At 68.6% G+C, this 19,801-nt stretch carries 16 protein-coding genes; 10 read left to right on the plus strand and 6 right to left on the minus strand.

Going from position 1 to position 19,801, the window contains the following annotated elements; translation table 11 throughout:
- The first annotated feature begins 29 nt into the window (after window positions 1–29).
- The 4 genes from TMO_RS07100 to TMO_RS07115 all read left to right on the plus strand — a co-directional run bounded on the left by TMO_RS07100 (window position 30) and on the right by TMO_RS07115 (window position 4,205).
- A complete protein-coding gene (locus TMO_RS07100) occupies window positions 30–1,442 on the plus strand; it encodes an amidase (protein ID WP_014744930.1) in 1,413 nt (470 codons plus the stop codon).
- Window positions 1,443–1,600: 158 nt separating this feature from the next.
- Window positions 1,601–2,539 (plus strand): glutathione S-transferase family protein, encoded by a 939-nt coding sequence (locus TMO_RS07105; RefSeq protein ID WP_014744931.1) that lies wholly within the window; start codon window positions 1,601–1,603, stop codon window positions 2,537–2,539.
- Between the two features lie 101 nt (window positions 2,540–2,640).
- Complete coding sequence (locus tag TMO_RS07110; protein ID WP_014744932.1) at window positions 2,641–3,249, plus strand: 2-hydroxychromene-2-carboxylate isomerase; 609 nt, start codon at window positions 2,641–2,643, stop codon at window positions 3,247–3,249.
- A gap of 122 nt (window positions 3,250–3,371) precedes the next feature.
- On the plus strand, window positions 3,372–4,205 hold the full coding sequence (locus TMO_RS07115; protein ID WP_014744933.1) for an aldo/keto reductase: 834 nt from the start codon (window positions 3,372–3,374) through the stop codon (window positions 4,203–4,205).
- A 58-nt stretch (window positions 4,206–4,263) separates the two neighbouring features.
- Here TMO_RS07115 and TMO_RS07120 read toward each other — a convergent pair whose 3' ends face one another.
- Window positions 4,264–4,923 (minus strand): nitroreductase, encoded by a 660-nt coding sequence (locus TMO_RS07120; RefSeq protein ID WP_014744934.1) that lies wholly within the window; start codon window positions 4,921–4,923, stop codon window positions 4,264–4,266.
- Between the two features lie 226 nt (window positions 4,924–5,149).
- Here TMO_RS07120 and TMO_RS07125 point away from each other — a divergent pair, with 226 nt between their 5' ends.
- From TMO_RS07125 to TMO_RS07150, 6 genes are all read left to right on the plus strand, one after another.
- On the plus strand, window positions 5,150–7,093 hold the full coding sequence (locus TMO_RS07125) for an MHYT domain-containing protein (protein ID WP_014744935.1): 1,944 nt from the start codon (window positions 5,150–5,152) through the stop codon (window positions 7,091–7,093).
- A gap of 128 nt (window positions 7,094–7,221) precedes the next feature.
- The gene (locus TMO_RS07130; protein WP_014744936.1) at window positions 7,222–8,856 is read left to right on the plus strand and encodes an ABC transporter substrate-binding protein; all 1,635 of its coding nucleotides are present in this window, start codon (window positions 7,222–7,224) and stop codon (window positions 8,854–8,856) included.
- Window positions 8,853–9,899 carry an ABC transporter permease gene (locus TMO_RS32555; protein ID WP_014744937.1) on the plus strand — a complete coding sequence of 349 codons (1,047 nt, stop codon included), beginning with the start codon at window positions 8,853–8,855 and terminating at the stop codon, window positions 9,897–9,899. The genes TMO_RS07130 and TMO_RS32555 overlap by 4 nt, the downstream gene beginning before the upstream one ends.
- Window positions 9,896–10,813: an ABC transporter permease gene (locus tag TMO_RS07140; RefSeq protein WP_014744938.1), complete on the plus strand. Its 918-nt coding sequence runs from the start codon at window positions 9,896–9,898 to the stop codon at window positions 10,811–10,813. The genes TMO_RS32555 and TMO_RS07140 overlap by 4 nt, the downstream gene beginning before the upstream one ends.
- Complete coding sequence (locus tag TMO_RS07145; protein WP_014744939.1) at window positions 10,810–11,658, plus strand: ABC transporter ATP-binding protein; 849 nt, start codon at window positions 10,810–10,812, stop codon at window positions 11,656–11,658. Before TMO_RS07140 ends, TMO_RS07145 begins: the two co-directional genes overlap by 4 nt.
- On the plus strand, window positions 11,655–12,476 hold the full coding sequence (locus TMO_RS07150; RefSeq protein WP_051045323.1) for an ABC transporter ATP-binding protein: 822 nt from the start codon (window positions 11,655–11,657) through the stop codon (window positions 12,474–12,476). Before TMO_RS07145 ends, TMO_RS07150 begins: the two co-directional genes overlap by 4 nt.
- Here the strand turns inward: TMO_RS07150 and TMO_RS07155 are convergent.
- From TMO_RS07155 to TMO_RS29205, 5 genes are all read right to left on the minus strand, one after another.
- The gene (locus TMO_RS07155) at window positions 12,410–14,725 is read right to left on the minus strand and encodes a molybdopterin-dependent oxidoreductase (protein WP_014744940.1); all 2,316 of its coding nucleotides are present in this window, start codon (window positions 14,723–14,725) and stop codon (window positions 12,410–12,412) included. The genes TMO_RS07150 and TMO_RS07155 overlap by 67 nt on opposite strands.
- Before the next feature lie 49 nt (window positions 14,726–14,774).
- The gene (locus TMO_RS07160; protein ID WP_014744941.1) at window positions 14,775–15,794 is read right to left on the minus strand and encodes a M14 family metallopeptidase; all 1,020 of its coding nucleotides are present in this window, start codon (window positions 15,792–15,794) and stop codon (window positions 14,775–14,777) included.
- Complete coding sequence (locus TMO_RS07165; protein ID WP_014744942.1) at window positions 15,791–17,764, minus strand: TRAP transporter permease; 1,974 nt, start codon at window positions 17,762–17,764, stop codon at window positions 15,791–15,793. Before TMO_RS07165 ends, TMO_RS07160 begins: the two co-directional genes overlap by 4 nt.
- A gap of 79 nt (window positions 17,765–17,843) precedes the next feature.
- Entirely contained in the window at window positions 17,844–18,812 is a 969-nt protein-coding gene (locus TMO_RS07170) for a TAXI family TRAP transporter solute-binding subunit (RefSeq protein WP_014744943.1), read from the minus strand.
- Between the two features lie 137 nt (window positions 18,813–18,949).
- Window positions 18,950–19,717, minus strand: a complete 768-nt coding sequence (locus TMO_RS29205; RefSeq protein ID WP_014744944.1) for an IclR family transcriptional regulator — start codon at window positions 19,715–19,717, stop codon at window positions 18,950–18,952.
- Window positions 19,718–19,801 lie beyond the last annotated feature (84 nt).

A 19,801-nucleotide genomic window follows, 5' to 3' on the forward strand; every position in this document is an offset into this window, starting at 1 on the left:
TACCTCTCCCCCCTGAAAGGCCGACCATCATGAGCCTGCCCGACGATCTCTGCTTCGCCGACGCATCATCGCTGGTCGAGGCCTATGCCGCCCGGCGGGTTTCGCCGGTGGAGGTGGCCGAGGCCTGCCTTGCGCGCATCGCCGAGGTTCAGCCCGAGCTGAACCCCTGCGCCTTCCTCGACCCCGAAACCACCCGGTCCCAGGCGCGGGCTTCGGAACTGCGCTGGATCGCGGGTGAGCCGGCGGGGCCGCTCGACGGCGTGCCGGCCACCATCAAGGACCTGCTCCTCTCGGCCGGCTGGCCGACGCTGCGCGGCAGCCGCGCGGTCGACCCCGGGCAGGACTGGGACGAGGATTCGCCGGCCGTGGCCCGGCTGCGTGAAAGCGGCGTGGTTTTCACCGCCAAGACCACCACGCCCGAATTCGGCCACAAAGGGGTGACCGACAGCCCGCTTGCCGGCATCACCCGCAATCCCTGGGACAGCGACCGCACACCCGGCGGCTCGTCGGGCGGGGCGGCAGTGGCGGCGGCGACCGGGCTGGGCGTGCTCAATATCGGCACCGATGGCGGCGGGTCGATCCGCATCCCCGCCAGCTTCACCGGCATTTTCGGCCTGAAGCCGAGCTTCGGCCGGGTGCCGGCCTGGCCGGCCAGCCCGCTGTCCAGCGTGTCGCATGTCGGGCCGATGACCCGGACCGTGCGCGATGCAGCGCTGATGCTGGCGGTGCTGGCCCGGCCTGATGCGCGCGACTGGTACGCGAAACCGTTTCCGGTGGAGGATTTCACCGCCGAGCTGGAAGAGGGCGTGCGCGGGCTCCGCATCGGCTATGCGCCGACCATTAATGACGAGCCGGTCGACGACGACGTTGCCGCCGCGGTCGATGCCGCGATCGACGTTTTCCGTGCCGAAGGCGCGATGGTCGAGCCGGTGACGGTGGATCTGCCCGAAACCCGCCGGATCTTTCAGATCATCTGGACCACGGGCGCGGCCCTGATGGCCGCGGGCATGAGCGACGACCAGCGCCGCCGGCTGGACCAGACCCTGATGGCGGCGGCCAATATCGGCCAGGGCTTCGATGCCGTGACACTCGCCCAGGCGCAGTTCCGCCGCGCGGGGCTGGCGGCGCATATGGCCGGGCTGCATCGGCGCTTCGATGTGATCCTGACGCCGACCCTGCCGGATACCGCCTTCAAGGCCGGGCGCAACCATCCGGGCGATCCGGCGGCGACCACCTGGAACGACTGGACGCCCTTTACCTACCCGTTCAACCTGACCGGCCAGCCGGCGGCCTCGATCCCCTGTGGCTTCGATCGCGACGGCCTGCCGGTCGGGCTGCAGATCGTGGGGCCGGTGGGGGCGGATGCGCTGGTTCTGCGGGTGGCGCGAGCCTTCGAGCGGGTGCGCCCGATCCCCCTGCCGCCGCGCAGCGCCGAAGACTGAGCCCCGCCGTCACTGGCGGGAAAATAAACCATGGGTATAATGATCGCCGGATAGAGTTCTCAAAACGAGAAGAGTGCCAGAACGAGACTGGTCCGGACGCTCAGACCTGCGGCGGCTCGTGCCCGGTGGCCGGGATGTCGCGCAGACAGGAGAGGACGATGACGGAGATCATCCTCCATCACTACGATTCGTCGCCTTTTGCCGAGAAGGCCCGGTTGATGCTGGGCTTCAAGGGGCTGACCTGGAATTCGGTGGTCCAGCCGATCTGGGCGCCGAAGCCGAAGCTGACGCCGTTGACCGGCGGCTATCGCCGCACGCCGGTCATGCAGATCGGGGCCGACGTTTATGTCGACACCAATCTGATCGCCGAAGAGCTGGAGCGCCGCCATCCGCAGCCGACCCTGTTCCCCGAGAACGGCACCGCCGCCGGCGGCTGGGGCGGCCTGCTCGCCTTCTCGCTCTGGGCCGAGCGCATGCTGTTCTGGCCGGCGGTGCGCTATGCCATGGCGTTCAATGCCGACAAGCTGCCGCCGGAACTTCTGGAAGACCGTGCGCGGATGAACGGCGCGCCGCGGGCCGATGTGGAGCGGATGAAGGCGGCGGCGCCGATGTTCAAGGAACAGCTCCACAATGCGCTTGCCGTGCTCGACGATGCGCTGGGGCAGGGCACGCTCTATCTGTTCGGCGACGAGCCGAGCCTGGCGGATTTCGCCGCCTATCATCCGATCTGGTTCCTAGAGAACAACGGCCGCAAGGTCGGCGGGGTGATGGCCGAATATCTGAACGCCCAGGCCTGGAACGGCCGTGTGCGTGAGTTCCGCCACGGCACGCGCATCGAGATGGAGCCGGATGCCGCACTCGCCATCGCCCGCGAAGCGACCCCGCTGCCGCCCGAGACGATGGGGGAGGCGGACGACAATGCCCCGCAGCCCGGCACCAGTGTGACGGTCACGCCCGAGGATTTCGGCAAGGACCCGGTGGCCGGCGAGGTGACCGCGATCAGCCGGCGGCGGATCAGCATCCGGCGCGAGGATCCCGCGCTGGGAGAGATCGCCGTGCACTTCCCCCGCATCGGCTACGTTGTCCGACCCGCCTGAACGGTATACCGTAAGCGCCGCCTGCCGGATGCCGCCCGCGAGCCCGCTCGCGGGCGGCATCGTCGCGACGGCCGCCCCACATCCCTTGCCGGAGCCGTTCCATGACACGGATCGTCGACTGCTACCTGCCGCTGATGTCGCCCTGGGCCTATCTGGGCCATGACCGCTTCGTGGCGATCGCCGATCGTGGCCGCGCCGTCATTCGCTGGCATCCGGTGGATTTTGCGAAGATCTTCGCAGCGTCGGGCGGGGTGCCGCTGAAACAGCGCCCGGTGCAGCGCCAGACCTATCGCATGTACGAGCTGAAGCGCTGGCGCGACCGGCTGGGCGTGCCGCTGGAGCTGGAGCCGCGCTTCTTCCCGGTCGACGACACCCGGGCGGCGCATCTGGTGCTGCAGGCCATGGCCGAGGGCGTGGATCCCGCCGGGCTGATCGGCGGCGTGCTCGGCGCGGTCTGGGCCGAGGGGCGGGACATCACGGATACCGAAACGCTCGCCGACCTGCTGCGGCGTGAGGGGCTGGATGCGGCGCTGCTCGATCGCGCCGATGCGGCGACCGCGGATCTGGCGGCGAAGCGCGCCGCCATGACCGACAATGCCATTGCGGCCGGCGTGTTCGGCGCGCCCACCTATATCTTCGACGGCGAACCCTTCTGGGGCCAGGACCGTCTCGACTTCCTGGCCGAGCGCCTGGGCGTCACGCTGGATTGACGCCCGCCGCCGCCGGACCATCTCTCCCCCCGCATCGGGGGCAAACACAACAAGACGTCCTCCCCTGCGCCGCCCGCGCGCCGACGCGGCGGACCCTATCCTTCCGCTTCCGGAGATGAGCCATGCCTGACCAGACCATCATCGACGTCAAGGGTGCCCGGGTTCCGGCGCTCGGCTTCGGCACCTGGCAGATCACCGGCCGGGCCTGCGTACGTGCGGTGCGCACCGCGCTCGACCTCGGCTACCGGCATATCGATACCGCGCAGATTTATGACAACGAGGCCGAGGTGGGCGAGGCGATCGCCGAGTCCGCGATCGACCGCTCGGAAGTCTTCCTGACCACCAAGGTCTGGTATGAACGACTGGCCGCCGGCACGCTTGAGGCATCGGTGGACGAGTCGCTGAAGAAGCTTCAGGTCGATCAGGTCGACCTGCTGCTGATCCACTGGCCGAACCCGAAGATCGATCTGGCCGAGACCATGCGCGCGCTCGAAGGCGTGAAGGCGGCCGGCCGGGCGAAGCTGATCGGCCTCAGCAACTTCCCGGTCGCGCTGATGAAGCGCGTGGTCGAAGAGCTGGGCGTGGACGTCGCCGCCGATCAGGTGGAATACCACCCCTATCTGAACCAGGATCCGGTGCTGGCCTATGCCCGTGCCCATGGCATGATGGTCACCGCCTACAGCCCGCTGGCCCGCGGCAAGGTCGCCGACGACCCGGTGATCCGCGAGATCGCCGAGGCGCACGACGCTTCTCCGGCGCAGGTGGTGCTGCGCTGGCTGATCGATCAGCCCATGGTCAGCGCCATCCCGAAGGCCGGCAGCGAAGCCCATATCCGCGCCAATCTGGCAGCACTCGACATCCGGTTGAGCGATGCCGAGCGGGCGAAGATCGATGCGCTGCGCGGCAACGGCCGGATGATCAATCCGTCCTTCGCACCCGAATGGGATGCCGCCTGACCAGCAGTGACGGCCGGCGCAGGGCGGGGACTACCCTCCCAGCGCCGGCCTCCGCGTCTCAGTCTGCGAAACCCTGGAAGGTTGCGAAGCCTTCCACCGGTTCACGCGGGGTCTGGAGCCGGGCGGTCACGTCGTCGGGATCGCCATGGCCTATGGCGATGCCGCAGACCACCTGTTCGGTTTCGGGATAGCCGATCTCGTCGCGCAGGATGCCGTCATACATGGCGAAGGCGGCCTGCGGGCAGGTCTGCAGGCCCATCGCTTCGGCTGCCAGCAGGACCTGACCGACGAAGATCCCGACATCCACCCAGGATCCCTGTTCCATGTCGCGGTCGATGGTGACGATCAGCCCGACCGGGGCGTCGAAGAAGGTGAAGTTGCGCCGCTCCTGCGCCTGCATGCGATCCTGATCGCCCTTGCCGATGCCGAGCAGGCCGTAGAGCGACCAGCCGAGCGCCCGACGGCGATCCTGATAGGGCGCCCGCCACTTCACCGGATAGTATGTATAGCCCCAGGCGGCGCGCGGGGCGCCGGCGGCGTGGTCGGCGGTCAGTGCAGCCACCACGCGCGCGCGGGCGGCACCGGCCAGGACGTGGACTTTCCAGGGCTGGATGTTCGATCCGCTGGGGGCGCGGGCCGCCAGGGCCAGGATCCGTTCCACCGTCTCCCGCGGGACCGGATCGGGTCGGAAGGCGCGGGTGCTGCGCCGGCCGGCCATGGTTTCTCCCACGCGGCGCGATGCAGCCGCCACGGCTGCGGCGATACGGGCCGGATCTTCTGAATTCGTCATGGGTTCCGTCCATGTTTCCTTTACTCTCGTCGGGCAGAATGCCATGAAAATTGGTCCGTTGCGCCCTGCCCGACGCGCTTCGGAACCATGTGTGGTGCGGCGGCGACGTTCGCGCCGGGTTTCCGGTGACGGCCTTCGGAAGGGCGGCTGACATATGTTTCTGGAGTTCGTCCACGGCGCTGGCGGGCACTATGCCGAAAGCGGCTACGATACGCGGCTGGTCGTGCTGTCGGTCGCGGTCGCACTGTTCGCGTCCTACGCGGCGCTGCAGACCGTCGGCCGGATTCCAACTGCAGGGCCCCGGATGCGCGCCGTGTGGATCACGGCTGGCAGCGTGGTGCTGGGCGGCGGCATCTGGTCGATGCATTTCATCGGGATGCTTGCCCATGAACTGCCCTTTCCGGTCGATTACGACCTGAACCTGACCGTCGGCTCCCTGATCATCGCCGTGCTGATGACGTGGCTGGGGCTTGCCTGGGTATCGCGGGCCGGGAACCACCCGGGTGCCCTGCTGGGCGCCGGGATCACCACCGGTGCCGGCGTGGTGGGCATGCACTATATGGGCATGGAAGCCATGCGCATGCCCGCCCGGCTGCTCTACGAGCCCTGGACCTTCGCGCTGAGTGTCGCCATAGCCCTGGTCGCGGCAACCGCAGCACTGGCCATTGCCCGGCGGGAGGTTTCCATCCCGGCCAAGCTGGGCGCATCGGTGGTCATGGCGGTGGCGATCTGCGGCATGCATTACACCGGCATGGCGGCAGCCCGTTTCGAACCCGGCCAGACCATGGCGCTCGGCCGGCTGCTCTGGCTCGAGGCGTCCGCCTATGCCGTGCATCCCCAGGTGATCGCCGTGCTGGTGGCGGTCAGCGCCGCGCTGGTGGTGACCATCATCATCGCCTCGGCCACCATCGACAAACGCTTCGCCCTGTCGGCCGCGCGCGAGGCGGAGACGCTGCGCTTGGGCAGCCGGCGGATGTCGGCGCTGCTGGCCACCGGATCCGATCTGATCGTGGTTGCCGATGCCGATCACGCGATCAGGGATGTGGTGGGCCCGGCCGATCTGGTTGCGATCGCCCGCGCCCGGCCCCTGGCGCGGATGGTGGTCACCGAGGATCGGGAGCGCCTGCGCGCGCTGTTCGAGCGTGTGCTGACCGGTGGCGAACGCACGGCGACCGAGGAATTGCGTGTCGATATGGGCGCCCGAGGGGTGCGGGCCTGCGACGTGAAACTCCGCGACCTGCGCGACGAAGCGGCGGTGGCGGCCCTGGTGGTGACCTTCCACGATGTCGAGGAACGCGCCGCGGTGCAGGCGGCGCTTGCCGAGGCGCGGGATCTGGCCGATGCGGCCAGCCGGGCGAAGTCGCGCTTCATCTCGATGATGAGCCACGAACTGCGCACACCTCTGGCGGCGGTGCTGGGCTATGCCGATCTGATGACGGCGCGCCTGCATGGGCCCCTCGGTTCCGAGGTCTATGACGGCTATGTCGACGAGATTTCCCGCGCCGGCCGGCGGCTGATTTCGGTGGTCGACGCGATCATCGGGCTCGGTCGGATCGACGGCGGCGAAGAGCGCTGCGAGCTGCGCAGCTTCGATGCCCAGTCCGCCATCCGGTCGGCGATGCGGAGTGCCGCAGATCGGGCGCGTCGCGGCGGTGTCCGGCTGGACCATGTCGATGACGGGCCGGTGGAGGTTCTGGGCGATCCGCGGCTGGCGGTGCGGGTGCTCGACTATCTGATCGACAATGCCATCAAGTTCACCGAGGCCGATGGCGAGGTGGTGCTGCTGGTGGAGCGGCGCGAGGACGGCACCGGCGCGATCACCATCACCGACAGCGGGTCGGGCATTCCGGCCGACAGCCTGGACCGGGTGACGGACGCCTTCTTCCAGGCCGATGACGGCCTGTCGCGGCGCTTCGAGGGCGCCGGTCTTGGCCTGACCGTCGCCAAGGCCCTGGCGGAATTGCAGGGCGGGCGGATCGAGATCGAGAGCACCTACGGCTTCGGCACGGTCGCGCGGCTGGTGCTGCCGCTGTCGGACGATGCCGGGCCCGACGGCCCGGCCGGTCCGGACGCCGAGGTGGAGGATGCCCTGGGCTGACTGCCGTGGCGGGCGGGCTTGGCGAGGGCGGCCCAGTTGCTTCATGATGCGTGACAGATGCGGCCGGCTTGGGCCGCAGCCCCTTCACGCCGGGAGTGACGACCGTGATCCAATCGACGACGGCCCGAATGTCGGCGCCCGCGACGCTGTGTCATCGGCTGCGCCATGGTCTGCTGAGGGCCTGTGCCGCCCTGGCCATCGGCCTTTTCGCAGCCCAGGGGCTACCGGCCGGAGAGGCGCGGGCGGCCACGCCACCCGACACATTGGTGATGGCGCATTATATTGATGACGTAACAAGTTTCGACCCGGCGGAGAGTTTCGAGCTGGCCACCGGCGAGATTCTGAACAACGTCTATCTGCGCCTGACCGTGCCCGATCCGGATGATTTCACGAAGATCCTGGGCGGGGCGGCCGAGAGCTGGACGATCTCGGATGACGGGCTCACCTACACCTTCACCATGCGGCCGGGGGTGAAATTTCATACCGGACGGCCGTTGACCGCCCATGATGCCGCCTTCTCGTTGCAGCGGGTGGTGAAGCTTGCCAAATCGCCGGTCTTCATCCTGAACGCGCTGGGCTGGACGCCCGAAAACGTCGACCGGATGGTGGTGGCGAAGGACGACACCACCCTGGTGCTGACCATGTCGGAGCCCTTCGCGCCGAGCTATGTGCTGAACAGCCTGTCATCCAGCGTCGGCGCCGTGGTCGACCGCACCGAGGCGCTGGCGCATGAGACCGATGGCGATCTGGGCAATGGCTGGCTGAAGACCAACACCGCCGGCAGCGGCGCCTATCGCCTGGTGACCTGGCGGCCGAAAGAGGCCGTGGTGCTGGAGGCGAACCCGGATTTTTACATGGGCGCGCCGAAGATGAAGCGGGTGATCATCCGCCATGTGCCCGAGCCCACCGCCCAGCGACTGCTGCTGGAGAAGGGCGATGTGGATATCGCCCGCCGGCTCGGCACCGAACAGCTGAAGGGCATCGCCGGCAATCCCGATCTCAAGGTCGAAACCGAGCCCAAGGCGACGATCTATTATCTGGCGATGAACCAGAAAGTGCCGGCGCTGACCGAGCCCAAGGTGCGTGAGGCGATCCGCCGGGCGATCGACTATCAGGGCATCGCCGCGAACCTGCTGGAAGGGCTCTACCGGCCGCATCAGTCGATCCTGGGCGCCGGCAGTTTTGCGGCCCTAGACGATCTGCCCTATACCCGCGATGTGGAAAAGGCGAAAGCGCTGATGGTCGAAGCCGGCCATCCCGACGGGCTGGACCTGACCATCGACGTCTCGGGCACGGCGCCCTATCGTGACATCGCCCAGGCACTGCAGGCCAATCTGGCCGATATCGGCATCCGGCTGAAGATCGTGACCGCCGATACCCGGCAGGTGCTGACCAAGTACCGGGCGCGCGGCCACGAGCTGCTGCTGATGTACTGGTCGCCGGATTATGGCGACCCCAATTCGACGGTCGACTATTTCGCCCGCAACCCCGACAACGCCGATACCGGCACCGCCAAGACCATTGCCTGGCGCAATGCCTGGAAGAATGACGAGTTGGGTGAGATGGCCCGCGCGGCGGTGCTGGAACGTGACGATGCCAGACGTGTCGAGCTTTATCACGACATCCAGCGCCGGCTGCGCGAGGAGGGGCCGGTGGCGGTGATGTTCCAGCAGACCGAGCCGACCGCGATGCGCAAGCCGGTTGAAGGCTGGATCTCGGGCCCGGCCTTCGACACCTATATCTACTGGCGGATCACGAAGTGAAGGCAGCGCCTGCGGGGCTGCGCATGGTGCGGGTGACGGCCGGCTTCATGGCCGGCCTTGCCGTCACCCTGCTCGGCCTGATCGTCGTCACCTTTCTGATCGGCCGGGTGGTGCCGATCGATCCGGCGCTGGTCGTCGCCGGCGACAGGGCCAGCCCCGAGGCCTATGCCGCAGCCCGCACGGCGCTGGGGCTGGACCTGCCGCTGCATGAACAGCTGGCGGTCTATGTCTGGAATGTGCTGAACGGCGACCTGGGTCGATCGACCATGACCGGGCTGACGGTGGCCGAGGATGTGGCACGGGTCTTCCCGGCCACCATCGAACTCGCGGTTGCAGGCACCCTGATCGGTGTCGGGCTGGGGGTGCCGCTGGGGGTGCTGGCGGCGGCACGCGCCGGCCGGCTGGCCGATCATGCGGTGCGGGCGGTGGCCCTGGTCGGCTATTCGGTGCCGGTGTTCTGGCTGGGGCTGGTCGGGTTGCTGGTCTTCTACGCCCGGCTCGGCTGGGTGGCAGGGCCCGGCCGGCTGGATGTCGCCTGGGCCTATACCATCCCCGAGGTGACCGGCTTCGTGCTGATCGACACGGCGCTGGCGGGGGAGCCCGAGGCGATGGTGGACGCCCTGCGCCACCTGATCCTGCCCGCCTCGATTCTTGGTTATTTCTCCATGGCTTATGTGGCACGGATGACCCGGTCGCTCATGATCGGAGAGCTGTCGCAGGACTATGTCGTCGCCGCCCGGGCCAAGGGCGTGCCCGAAGTCCGGATCCTGTGGGGCCATGCCTTCCGCAATGTCGCGGTCCCGCTGGTGACGGTGATCGCGCTGACCTTCGCCCATCTGCTGGAAGGTGCGGTGCTGACCGAAACCGTCTTCGCCTGGCCCGGCATCGGGCTCTACATCACCCAGGCGCTGTTCGCGGCCGACATGAATGCGGTGCTGGGTGGTACGCTTGCCGTCGGGCTCGGCTTCGTGCTGATCAACCGCACGGCCGACCTGATCCATCGCCGGCTGGATGCGCGGATGCGGCAGGAGGTGCGGGCATGATCGGGGTCGCGTCCCTTGCCCGCATCGCTGCCCGCACGCCCCGCAGCCGGGCCGAGGCGCGGCGCTATGCGGCGGCGGGTTTCCTGGCCCGGGCGCTGGCCAATCCGGCGACCGTGATCGGCACCCTGATCGTGCTGGCCCTGATCCTGGCGGCTGCCCTGGCGCCGGTGCTGGCACCTTATGATCCGATCGATCAGGTCCTGAACGATCGGCTGCAAGCCCCTGGCGCAGAGCATTTTCTGGGGACCGACCATCTGGGCCGTGACATCCTTTCGCGCATCCTGTACGGGGCGCGGATCACGCTGGCGGTGGTGCTGTCGGTCGCGGTGATCGTGGGGCCGGTGGGGCTTGCGATCGGCATCGCCGCCGGCTATTTCGGCGGCCGCGTCGATGCAGTGCTGATGGGGCTGACCGATATCGTCATGGCCTTCCCGCGGCTGGTGCTGGCACTGGCGCTGGCGGCGGTGCTGGGCCCCGGCATCGGCAATGCGGTGGTGGCGATCGCGGTCACCGGCTGGCCGGCCTATGCCCGGCTGGCCCGGGCCGAGGCGAAGCTGGTGCGGGAGCGGGAATTCGTCCAGGCCGCCCGGCTGGCCGGGGCCTCGGATCTCAGGATTCTGGTGCTGCATGTGGCGCCGCTCTGCCTGTCCTCGGTGATCGTGCGGCTGACGCTCGACATGGCCGGCGTGATCCTGATCTTTGCCGGGCTGGGCTTTCTGGGCCTGGGCGCCCAGGCACCGGCGCCGGAATGGGGGGCGATGGTCGCGACCGGCCGCGATTACATCATCGATCAATGGTGGGTGGCGACCCTGCCGGGTGCGGCGATCTTCGTGGTCAGCATGGGCTTCAACCTGCTGGGCGACGGGCTGCGCGACGTGCTGGACCCGCGCGCCCAGACCGGGGGTGAGGCATGAGTGGCGGCGCAGCTCTGCTCGACATCGGCAATCTCGCGGTGTCGTTCCCGGGACCCGAGGGGCCGGTCCGGGCGGTACGCGAGGTCTCACTGTCGCTGGCCCCCGGGGAACGGCTGGCGATCGTGGGCGAAAGCGGTTCCGGCAAGTCGATCTCGATGCGGGCGGTGATGGGGCTGCTGCCGCGCCAGGCCCGCATGACCGCCGACCGGCTGGCCTTCGACGGCATCGATCTGATCGAGGGCGGCGAGCGGTCCATCCGGCGCCTGCGTGGCCGGCGCATCGCCATGGTGATGCAGGATCCGAAGGCCGCACTCGATCCGGTGATGACCGCGGGTGCGCAGATCGCCGAGGGTCTGCGGCTGCATCGTGGCCTCGGTCGCCGCGCGGCCCGGGCTGCGGCGCTGGAACTGCTGGCCGCGGTGCGCATCGACCGGCCGGAACGGGTGCTGGACCTGCATCCGCACCAGATGTCGGGCGGCATGGCCCAGCGGGTGATGATCGCGATGATGCTGGCGGGGGAACCCGACCTGCTGATCGCCGACGAGCCGACCTCGGCACTCGACGTCTCGGTGCGCGGCGAGATTCTGGAGCTGATCGACGGGCTGGTCACCGAGCGGGGCATGGGGCTGGTACTGATTTCCCATGATCTGGATCTGGTGGCGGCCTTTGCCGATCGGGTTGCGGTGATGTATGCCGGCCGGGTGATGGAAACGCTGGCCGCCGGCGCACTCGATCATGCCGGACATCCCTATACCCGCGGGCTGATCGGCTGCCGGCCGCGGCTGGATGCCCATGTGGCGCCGCTGCCGGTGCTGGTCCGCGACCCGGCGTGGAAGGACGGATGATGATCGAGGTCCAGGGGCTGACCGTGCGCTTTCAGGGCCTGGCCGCGGTCGACCAGGTGTCGCTGAGCGTCGCCCGGGGCGAGGCGGTGGGCGTGGTCGGGGAAAGCGGGTCGGGCAAGTCGACCCTGCTGCGCGCGATCGCGGGCCTGCTGTCGCCGGATGGCGGTCGCGTGATGTTCGATGGCCGGCCGGTGGTCACGGCCGGACGCCAGAGCCTGGCCGACCGGCGGGCGCGGGCGCGGCTGATGCAGATGGTGTTTCAGGACCCGTCCACGGCCCTGCATCCGCGGCACACGGTCGACCGGATCCTGGCCGAGCCGCTGGTGATCCACGGGGTGGGGGAGGTGGAGCGGCGGATTGCGGCGGCGATGGCGGCGGTGGGGCTGGATGCGTCGCTGCGCTTCCGTTTTCCGCACCAGCTGTCAGGCGGCCAGCGCCAGCGGGTCGCGATCGCGCGGGCGCTGATCCTGGAGCCCAGGGTTCTGCTGCTCGACGAGCCGACCTCGGCGCTGGACGTGTCGGTCCAGGCCGAGGTGCTGAACCTGCTCGACCGGCTGCGCGCCGATCATGGCCTGACCCTGCTGATGGTCGGCCATGATCTGGCGGTCGTCGCCCATCTCTGCACCCGGGCGCTGGTGATGCATCGCGGCCGGGCGGTGGAGGAACTCACCCGGGCGGATATTCATGGGGCGAAGGCGCGGGATCCCTATACGCAGGCACTGCTGGCGGCGGCCAGGGATCCGCGCGCGGCTCATTCGGCGGCGATGTCGGCGACGGGCGGATCGAAGGCCGTCACCTCGGGCAGCGCCCCGCGATAAGGTTCGACCTCGACCAGGGTCGAATGGGCGGTGGGGGCCTGGGACACGGCCGAGGTCGGGCGATCTGCGGTCAGTACATTCGGGTTGCCGTGCTTGTCCAGGCTGCCCGGAGCCACCGGTTCCGCCGGATCGTACCAGGCGCCGGTGGCGAGGCGGATCACCCCCGGCATGACATCGGCGGTGACCACCGCGCCGGCGAGCGTGGCGCCGCGGTCGTTGAAGACCCGCACCACCATGCCGTCGCTGATGCCGCGCCGGGCGGCATCCTCCGGGTGGATATGGACCGGCTCCCGGCCATGGATCTTGGCGCTGCGGCTGAGTTCGGCCGAATCGAGCTGGCCGTGCAGCCGGGTTTTGGGCTGGTGGCTCAGCATGTGCAGCGGGTAGCGGGCGGCCAGCGGCGCGCCCAGCCATTCATCGGGCTCGATCCAGACCGGATGGCCGGGGCAGTGCGGATCGCCGAACGAGGCGACCCGGGCCGAGAACAGCTCGATCAGCCCCGAAGGCGTGTTGAGCGGGTGGGCGGCCGGGTCCTGGCGCAGATCGCCGAACATGGTGAAGGGTTCGTCGAGGGGCGGCACCTCGATATGGCCGGCCGCCCAGAAACTGTCGAACTCCGGGAAAGGCATGCCGCGGGCGGCATTGGCCCCGGCGGCTTCGGCATAGATCCGGCGCAGCCAGCCCATCTCGTCGAGCCCTTCGGTGAAGGCCTCTTCCAGGCCCAGCCGTCGGGCGAGGGCGGTGAAGATGGCGAAATCGTCGCGGGCCTCGCCCACCGGCTCGATCGCCTTGTGCATCGCCAGGATGAAGCGGTCGCGGCCGCTGGCGCCGATGTCGTTGCGCTCCAGCGTCGTGGTCGCCGGCAGCACGATATCGGCATGGCGGGCGGTCGCCGTCCAGTACTGTTCGTGGACGACCACGGTCTCGGGCCGGCGGAACGCCTGGACCAGCCGGTTCAGATCCTGGTGATGGTGGAAGGGGTTGCCGCCGCACCAGTAGACCAGGCGGATATCGGGATAGGTGAGGTCTTCGCCGTCATAGCGATAGCGGCCGCCGGGGGTCAGCATCATGTCGGAGATGCGTGCCACGGGGATGAAGCTGCCGGTCGGGTTCATGCCCATCGGCAGGCGCGGCGAGGTCATGCCCCGCCGCGGCACGCCCATATTGCCCAGCGAGGCGAGGCCGAGGGCGAAGCCGCCACCCGGCAGCCCGACATGGCCGGCCATGCAGGCGAGCGCAATCGCCGCCCAATAGGCCTGTTCGCCGCGATCGGCACGCTGCAGGGACCAGGAGGCATTGATGAAGGAACGCTGGCGCGTGAGGCCGCGGGCCAGCGCCCGGATGGTGTCTGCGTCGAGGCCGGTGATCGCCGCCGCCCAGTCCGGGGTCTTGGGCACACCATCGGCGCGGCCTTCGACATAGGCGATCACCCGGTCGGCGCCGACGGTGCAGCGGGCCAGAAACTCATGGTCGACCACGCCGTCATCGAGCAGGACATGGATCATGGCCAGCATGGCGGCGGTGTCGGTATTGGGGCGGATGGTCAGCCATTCAGCACCATCCGGCACGTCTTCCTTCGACGGCGTGATGCAGACCACGCGGATGCCGGCATCCAGGATCTTCTGCAGCCAGTCGCGGCCTTCATGGGCGCCCATGCCGCCGGCTTCGATCTGCATGTTGATCCGCGGCAGGCCGCCGAAACAGATCATCAGCCGGCAGTGCTGCAGGATCCCGTCCCAGGACGAGACGGGGCCCTGGACGGCATCGATCGATCCCAGGATATGGGGAAGGATCGTGATCGCAGCGGCATAGCTGTAATTCTGCACCTGGGTGGTGAAGCCGCCGCCGACGTTCAGGAAGCGATGGAGCTGCGATTTGGCGTGGTGGAAACGCCCGGCCGAGGACCAGCCATAGGATCCGCCGAAGATCGACTCATGGCCGTGCTCGCGCCGCACCCGGGCGACCTCGGCCGCGACCATGTCGAGCGCCTCGTCCCAGGGAACGGCGACGAAATCCTCGGCGCCGCGGCGCTCGCGGCCGCGATCGGGGGCATTGCCGAGCCAGCTGCGGCGCACCGACGGGCGGGCGACCCGCGCCCGGTTGTGAACCGCGTCCGGCATGGTCCGGACCATGTCCGAGGGGTAGGGATCGCCTTCGCGCGGGATCGCCTCCACCAGACGGCCATCGCGGACGACGGCGGTGAAGGCACCCCAATGGGAGGCAGTCGGAACACGGCGGATATCGGACATGGCGGACACGGTTCTCGGTTCTGATGGCCCGGACGCGGGGGCAGGATGATCAGGCGCTCTGGAGGGTCCGGGACTCCCAGGCGGTGGCGACGAAGCCGATGCGGTCGCCGGTCGCCACCACCGGATCACGGCGGGCGGCGATGACCAGGACCGGCTCGGCGAAGGTCACGGTGTCGACGATATCGCCGAAAATGTCCGTGATCACGCCCAATGGCGATCCGGGCTGAAGAATGTCACCGGGTGTGCAGGCGGCCCGGAACAGACCACCGGTATCGGCCGTGACGTGGCGGCGCTTCAGAACCTTGCGCAGCATGCCGCCGGGGGCCGGGCGATCCTCGAACATCCCGATCTCGGCGGCGGTCCGGCGCAGACCCGCCGAGCCCTGTTCGACATAGGGCCATTCGATCCGGCTGCCGGCACCCAGCTCGACCATGAAGGCGGCTTTGCCAAGCGCCTGGAACTGGTAGTCGATGGCGCCTGAGATGTTGCCCGGCAGCTCGCCCGCGGCCTTCACCGTCGGCATCAGGCAGGCGACGCTGGGGTCATAGAAGGAGAGGTGGCGCAGCAGCACATCCTCGGCCACCGGACCGTCGGGATGCAGCTTGTAGACGCCATAGGGCTTCGCCTCGAAATGGGCGGTGAGCGTGTGCAGGCTGACCAGACAGTCGCCTGCGCGCTCGATCTCGCGCCAGAGCCGGTCGGCGACCCGCTGGGTGGTCAGGCCGCCGGCGGCGCCGGGGAATTGCTGGTCGATGTCGAGCCCGTCCTGCGGCGCCGTCTTGGCCCGGGCATCGAAGGCGAGCGGATTGGCGGCCGGGATCACGATGCAGGCGCCGCGCATGGCGGCGAGGTCGAGATTGCGGACGAAATCGAGTGCCGCCAGCGTGCCGTTGACCTCGTCGCCATGGACGGTGGCGGTCACCCAGAGGGTGGGGCCGTCGGCCGCACCACGGGCGGCGATATACGGGATGGAAATCTCGGCGCCGGTCGCCGTGGAACCGGCGACCAGGCGGCCCTGGCCGCGGCTCGCGGGGGCGAGCCGGGCGAGATGATCGGTGATGATTGTCACGAGGCGGGGTCTCTTCCGTGGGGGGAGGCGGTTCCGGCCGTGGCGGCCCCGGCCTTGCGGCGAAGGTCCAGGGTGTAGCACAGCCAGAACAGGGCGAAGCTGCCGGCCAGGATGGCGATCTGATAGATCAGGCCGACATGTTCGGAGGGCAGCAGAAGCAGCGCGAAGAGCAGGGCCGCCGCACGGGTCGCGCGCGACAGCGGCACCTTCAGCCAGCCGATCGAGGCGACCGAGATGGCGAAGATCGCGATCGCCATCAGCAGGCAGACATAGGCGATCTCGCCGATCGTGCCCTGGGCCAGGAATTCGGGGTGGTAGATGAAGACATAGGGGATCGCGAAGACCGGCAGGCCCAGGCGTACCGCATGCATGCTGGTCCGCCAGGGATCGGCATTGCCGACCGCGGCGGCGGCGAAGGAGGCGACGGCCAAGGGCGGTGTGATGTTCGAGATCACGGCATAGTAGAAGATGAACATATGCACCGCGATCGGCGCCACGCCGAAATCGACGAAGGCCGGGGCCAGGATCACGGCCAGCACCACATAGACGGCACTGGTCGGCATGCCCATGCCCATGATCACCGCGACCATCATGGTGAGCGCCAGCGCGAGCGGCAGGATGCCGTGCGAGGTTTCGATGATGATCGTGGCCATGCGATAGCCGAGGCCGGTCATCGACACCACGCCGACGATGATGCCGCCCACCGCACAGGCGGCGGTGATCGGCGCGATCAGCTTGGGCGCGTTGATCAGGGCGTCGGCGAAGATCCGGGCGAGACCGCGCACGCCCTTGCGGCGATCGAAGATCACGATCATCGCCGCCAGCATGCCGATGGCCCAGACGCCGGCCCGCGCCGGGGTATAGCCCGAGACCAGGGCCCAGACCATGAAGATCACCGGGACCAGCAGATAGCCGCGCGAGCGCAGCACCGGCCAGACCTTCGGCATTTCCTCGTCTTCAGCGGGCCGCAGGTTCAGCCGCCGGGCTTCCAGATCGACCATCACGAAGACGGTGGCGAAATAGAAGATCGCCGGCAGGATCGCGGCGATCATGATGTCGCCATAGGGGACGCCCAGCGTCTCCATCATGATGAAGGCGGCAGCGCCCATGATCGGCGGCATGATCTGCCCGCCCGTGGACGCCACGGCTTCAACGCCGCCCGCGAATGAGCCCGAGAAGCCGCCGCGTTTCATGGCCGGGATGGTGAAGCTGCCCGTGGTCACCACATTGGCGGTGGAGCTGCCCGAAAGCATGGAGAAAAAGGCGGAAGAGACGACAGCGGTCTTGGCCGGCCCGCCGACGATCCGGCCGGTGAGGGCGCGCGCCAGATCGGTGAAGAACTCGCCGGCGCCCGAGGCGACCAGCAGCGAGCCGAACAGCACGAACAGGAAGATGTAGCTGGCGGTCACCGCCAGCGGCACCGTCCAGATGCCGTCGACCGTGAGGTACATCTGCTCGATGACCCGGTCGATGGAATAGCCCCGGTGCCAGAACGGATAGGGCAGGCTGTCGCCGACCTGGGTATAGACCAGGAAGACGAGGGTGATCACGACCATCGGCCAGCCGATGCTGCGCCGGACGACATCCAGCACCACCAGCAGCAGCAGGGCGCCCAGCACGCGCTCGGCGGTCAGCAGCCGGGTCATGTATTCCATGCGCTCGGAAATGCGGGTCTGGTCGAAGACCAGGAACAGGGTCGAGGCCAGCACCACGATCAGCATCGCCGTATCCCAGGCGAGGCCGATCCAGCGTTTTGCCCCGGTCTCCGGCGCCCGCATCGAGGCGGCGGTCAGCAGCAGCACCGCGAAGGCCAGCGCCAGATGGATGGGACGATAGGCCAGCGCCGGCGCTTCGCCGAAGATGCCCGCATGGATGTGGAAGAGCGACATGCCGATCGCGACGGCGTGGGCGGCATGGCGCAGCACGGTGCGAAGGCCTGAGCCCTCGCCCGCTGCGGAGACGGTGGTCATCCTGGATCTTCTTCCGGACGAGGATGCGTCGGACGGGCGCGGGCGGGGCCGGGGTCACCGGGCGCCCGCGCCCTGCGCCTCACTTCGCGAGGACGCCGGCTTCCTGATAGGCGCGCAGCGCACCCGGATGGATGGTGATACCGGGCATGGCGGCCATGTCGGCCGGCTCCAGCCGGGCCAGGGCGGCATGGGCGCCCTGCAGACGCTTGAACTTTTCGATCAGCGTCTTCGTCAGCCAATAGGCCTCGTCCTCGGGCATCTCGTCCGAGGCGATCATCATCATCGAGGTGCCGACGGTCGGGATCGCGGCATCCTGGCCCGGATAGGTGCCGGCCGGGATTTCGGCGCGGGCATAACCGGGGTTCAGCTCCTGAAGCTTTGCCGCCAGCGCGTCATCGATGGTCAGAAAGCGAATGTCGGAGGTGCTGGCAAGCTCGGTGAAAAAGCTGGCCGGATAGTTCGCGACCGAGACCATACCGACCGAATGATGGTCCTTGATCTGGTCGGTCTGGAAGCTGAGACCGCCGCGGACGATGTCGATCTTCGACGCATCGGTGCCGGTGGCGGCGAGCAGGTCGTCGAAGATCAGTGCGGTGGCCTGGCCCACCGGCTGCGAGGCGAAGCGCTTGCCGGCAAGGTCGCCGATCGACTGGACGCCCGAATCGCCCGCGACCGCGATATGGGCCAGCATCGAGGTGAACGAGGCGATGCCGCGGACATTGGTGATCGGCTCCTGGAAGGGCGGCTTGCCGGCGGCGGCGACGCTGGGCACGATGCTCATGGTCAGGCCCAGCTCTCCCGTCCCGCGTGAGACGCCGACGACGTTGGAGGTGCCGCCGCCCATTTCGGCATTGGCGCGCACGCCCTCGTCACCCAGGATGGCGGCGACGCCTGCGGCGGTGGCATAGAACGAGCTGCCGGTCGGGCCGGCGAGGATGGTGAGCGATTTCGGCTTGCCCTCGTCGGCGGCGAAGCCGGGGGCTGCGTGCAGCATCAGGGCCGCGACGGCGGCGGCGCCGAGCATGCGGCGATCGATGGTCCGGAACATGTAGCCTCACGTGTTTCTTGATGGGCTGCGTCTTGCGCGGTGGCAGTGCCCGCGGGGGCGTGGCACCGGCTTTGCGCGGCGGGTCTCCATCCGGCGGCGGATCTCTGGCGGATCCGTCCGGCCGGGATGTGTCGATGTCAGGCGGTGCCGAAGGGATAGGTTTCGGCACCCAGGCGGAAGGACAGGCTGCGCGCGGCAGCCTGCAGATCCGCCACATGGGCCTCGGCCGCGTCGGGCTCGTAGCCTTGAAGCGGCATGATGAAGCTGAGGGCGGCACGGATGTGTTCGTGCTCGCCGAAGACCGGAACCGCGATCGCCACCAGGCCGGGCGCGCTCTCGCCCGCGGTGACGGCGGCGCCGGCGGCGCGAACCTCGGCCAGATGGTCGGCAAGGCCGGCCGGATCGGTGATGGTCTTGGGCGTGATCTGGGGCAGGCCGTGGGCCGCGATCAGCCGGTCGAGCACCTCGGGTCCATCGAAGGCGGTCAGGATCTTGCCGGCCGCGGTGGCGTGGAACGGCACCGACATGCCCACGCGCCAGCGGCTGTCGACGAAGAACGGCCCTTCCACCGCCAGCAGATGGAAGACGGTGTCGCCCTCGCGCACGCTCAACACCGCGGAATGGCCGCAGCGATCGACCAGCTCCCGCATGATCGGCAGCGCCTGACGGGTGAGGACATGCGTATGGGCATAGGCGACGCCGACCAGAAAGCTCATCGGCCCGACCCGGTATTTGCGGGTGACCGGATCCTGATCCAGGAAACCCTGCTCGCGGAAGGTGGCCAGCACCTTCGAGACCTGGCTTTTGGCAAGCCCGGTCCGCTCGCAGATGTCGGTGATGCCGAGCGGCTGACGTGTGGTGGAGAAGGCGCCGTAGATGGCGAGGGCCGAGGTCAAAGACTTCATCAAGAAGTTTCCTATTGGGAAACCATGTTTCCAAATAAGCTTAAGCCCCTCGTTTCCTGCCCGTCAATCATGTTCTGCATGCAT

Source organism: Tistrella mobilis KA081020-065, assembly GCF_000264455.2.
Taxonomy (GTDB): domain Bacteria; phylum Pseudomonadota; class Alphaproteobacteria; order Tistrellales; family Tistrellaceae; genus Tistrella; species Tistrella mobilis.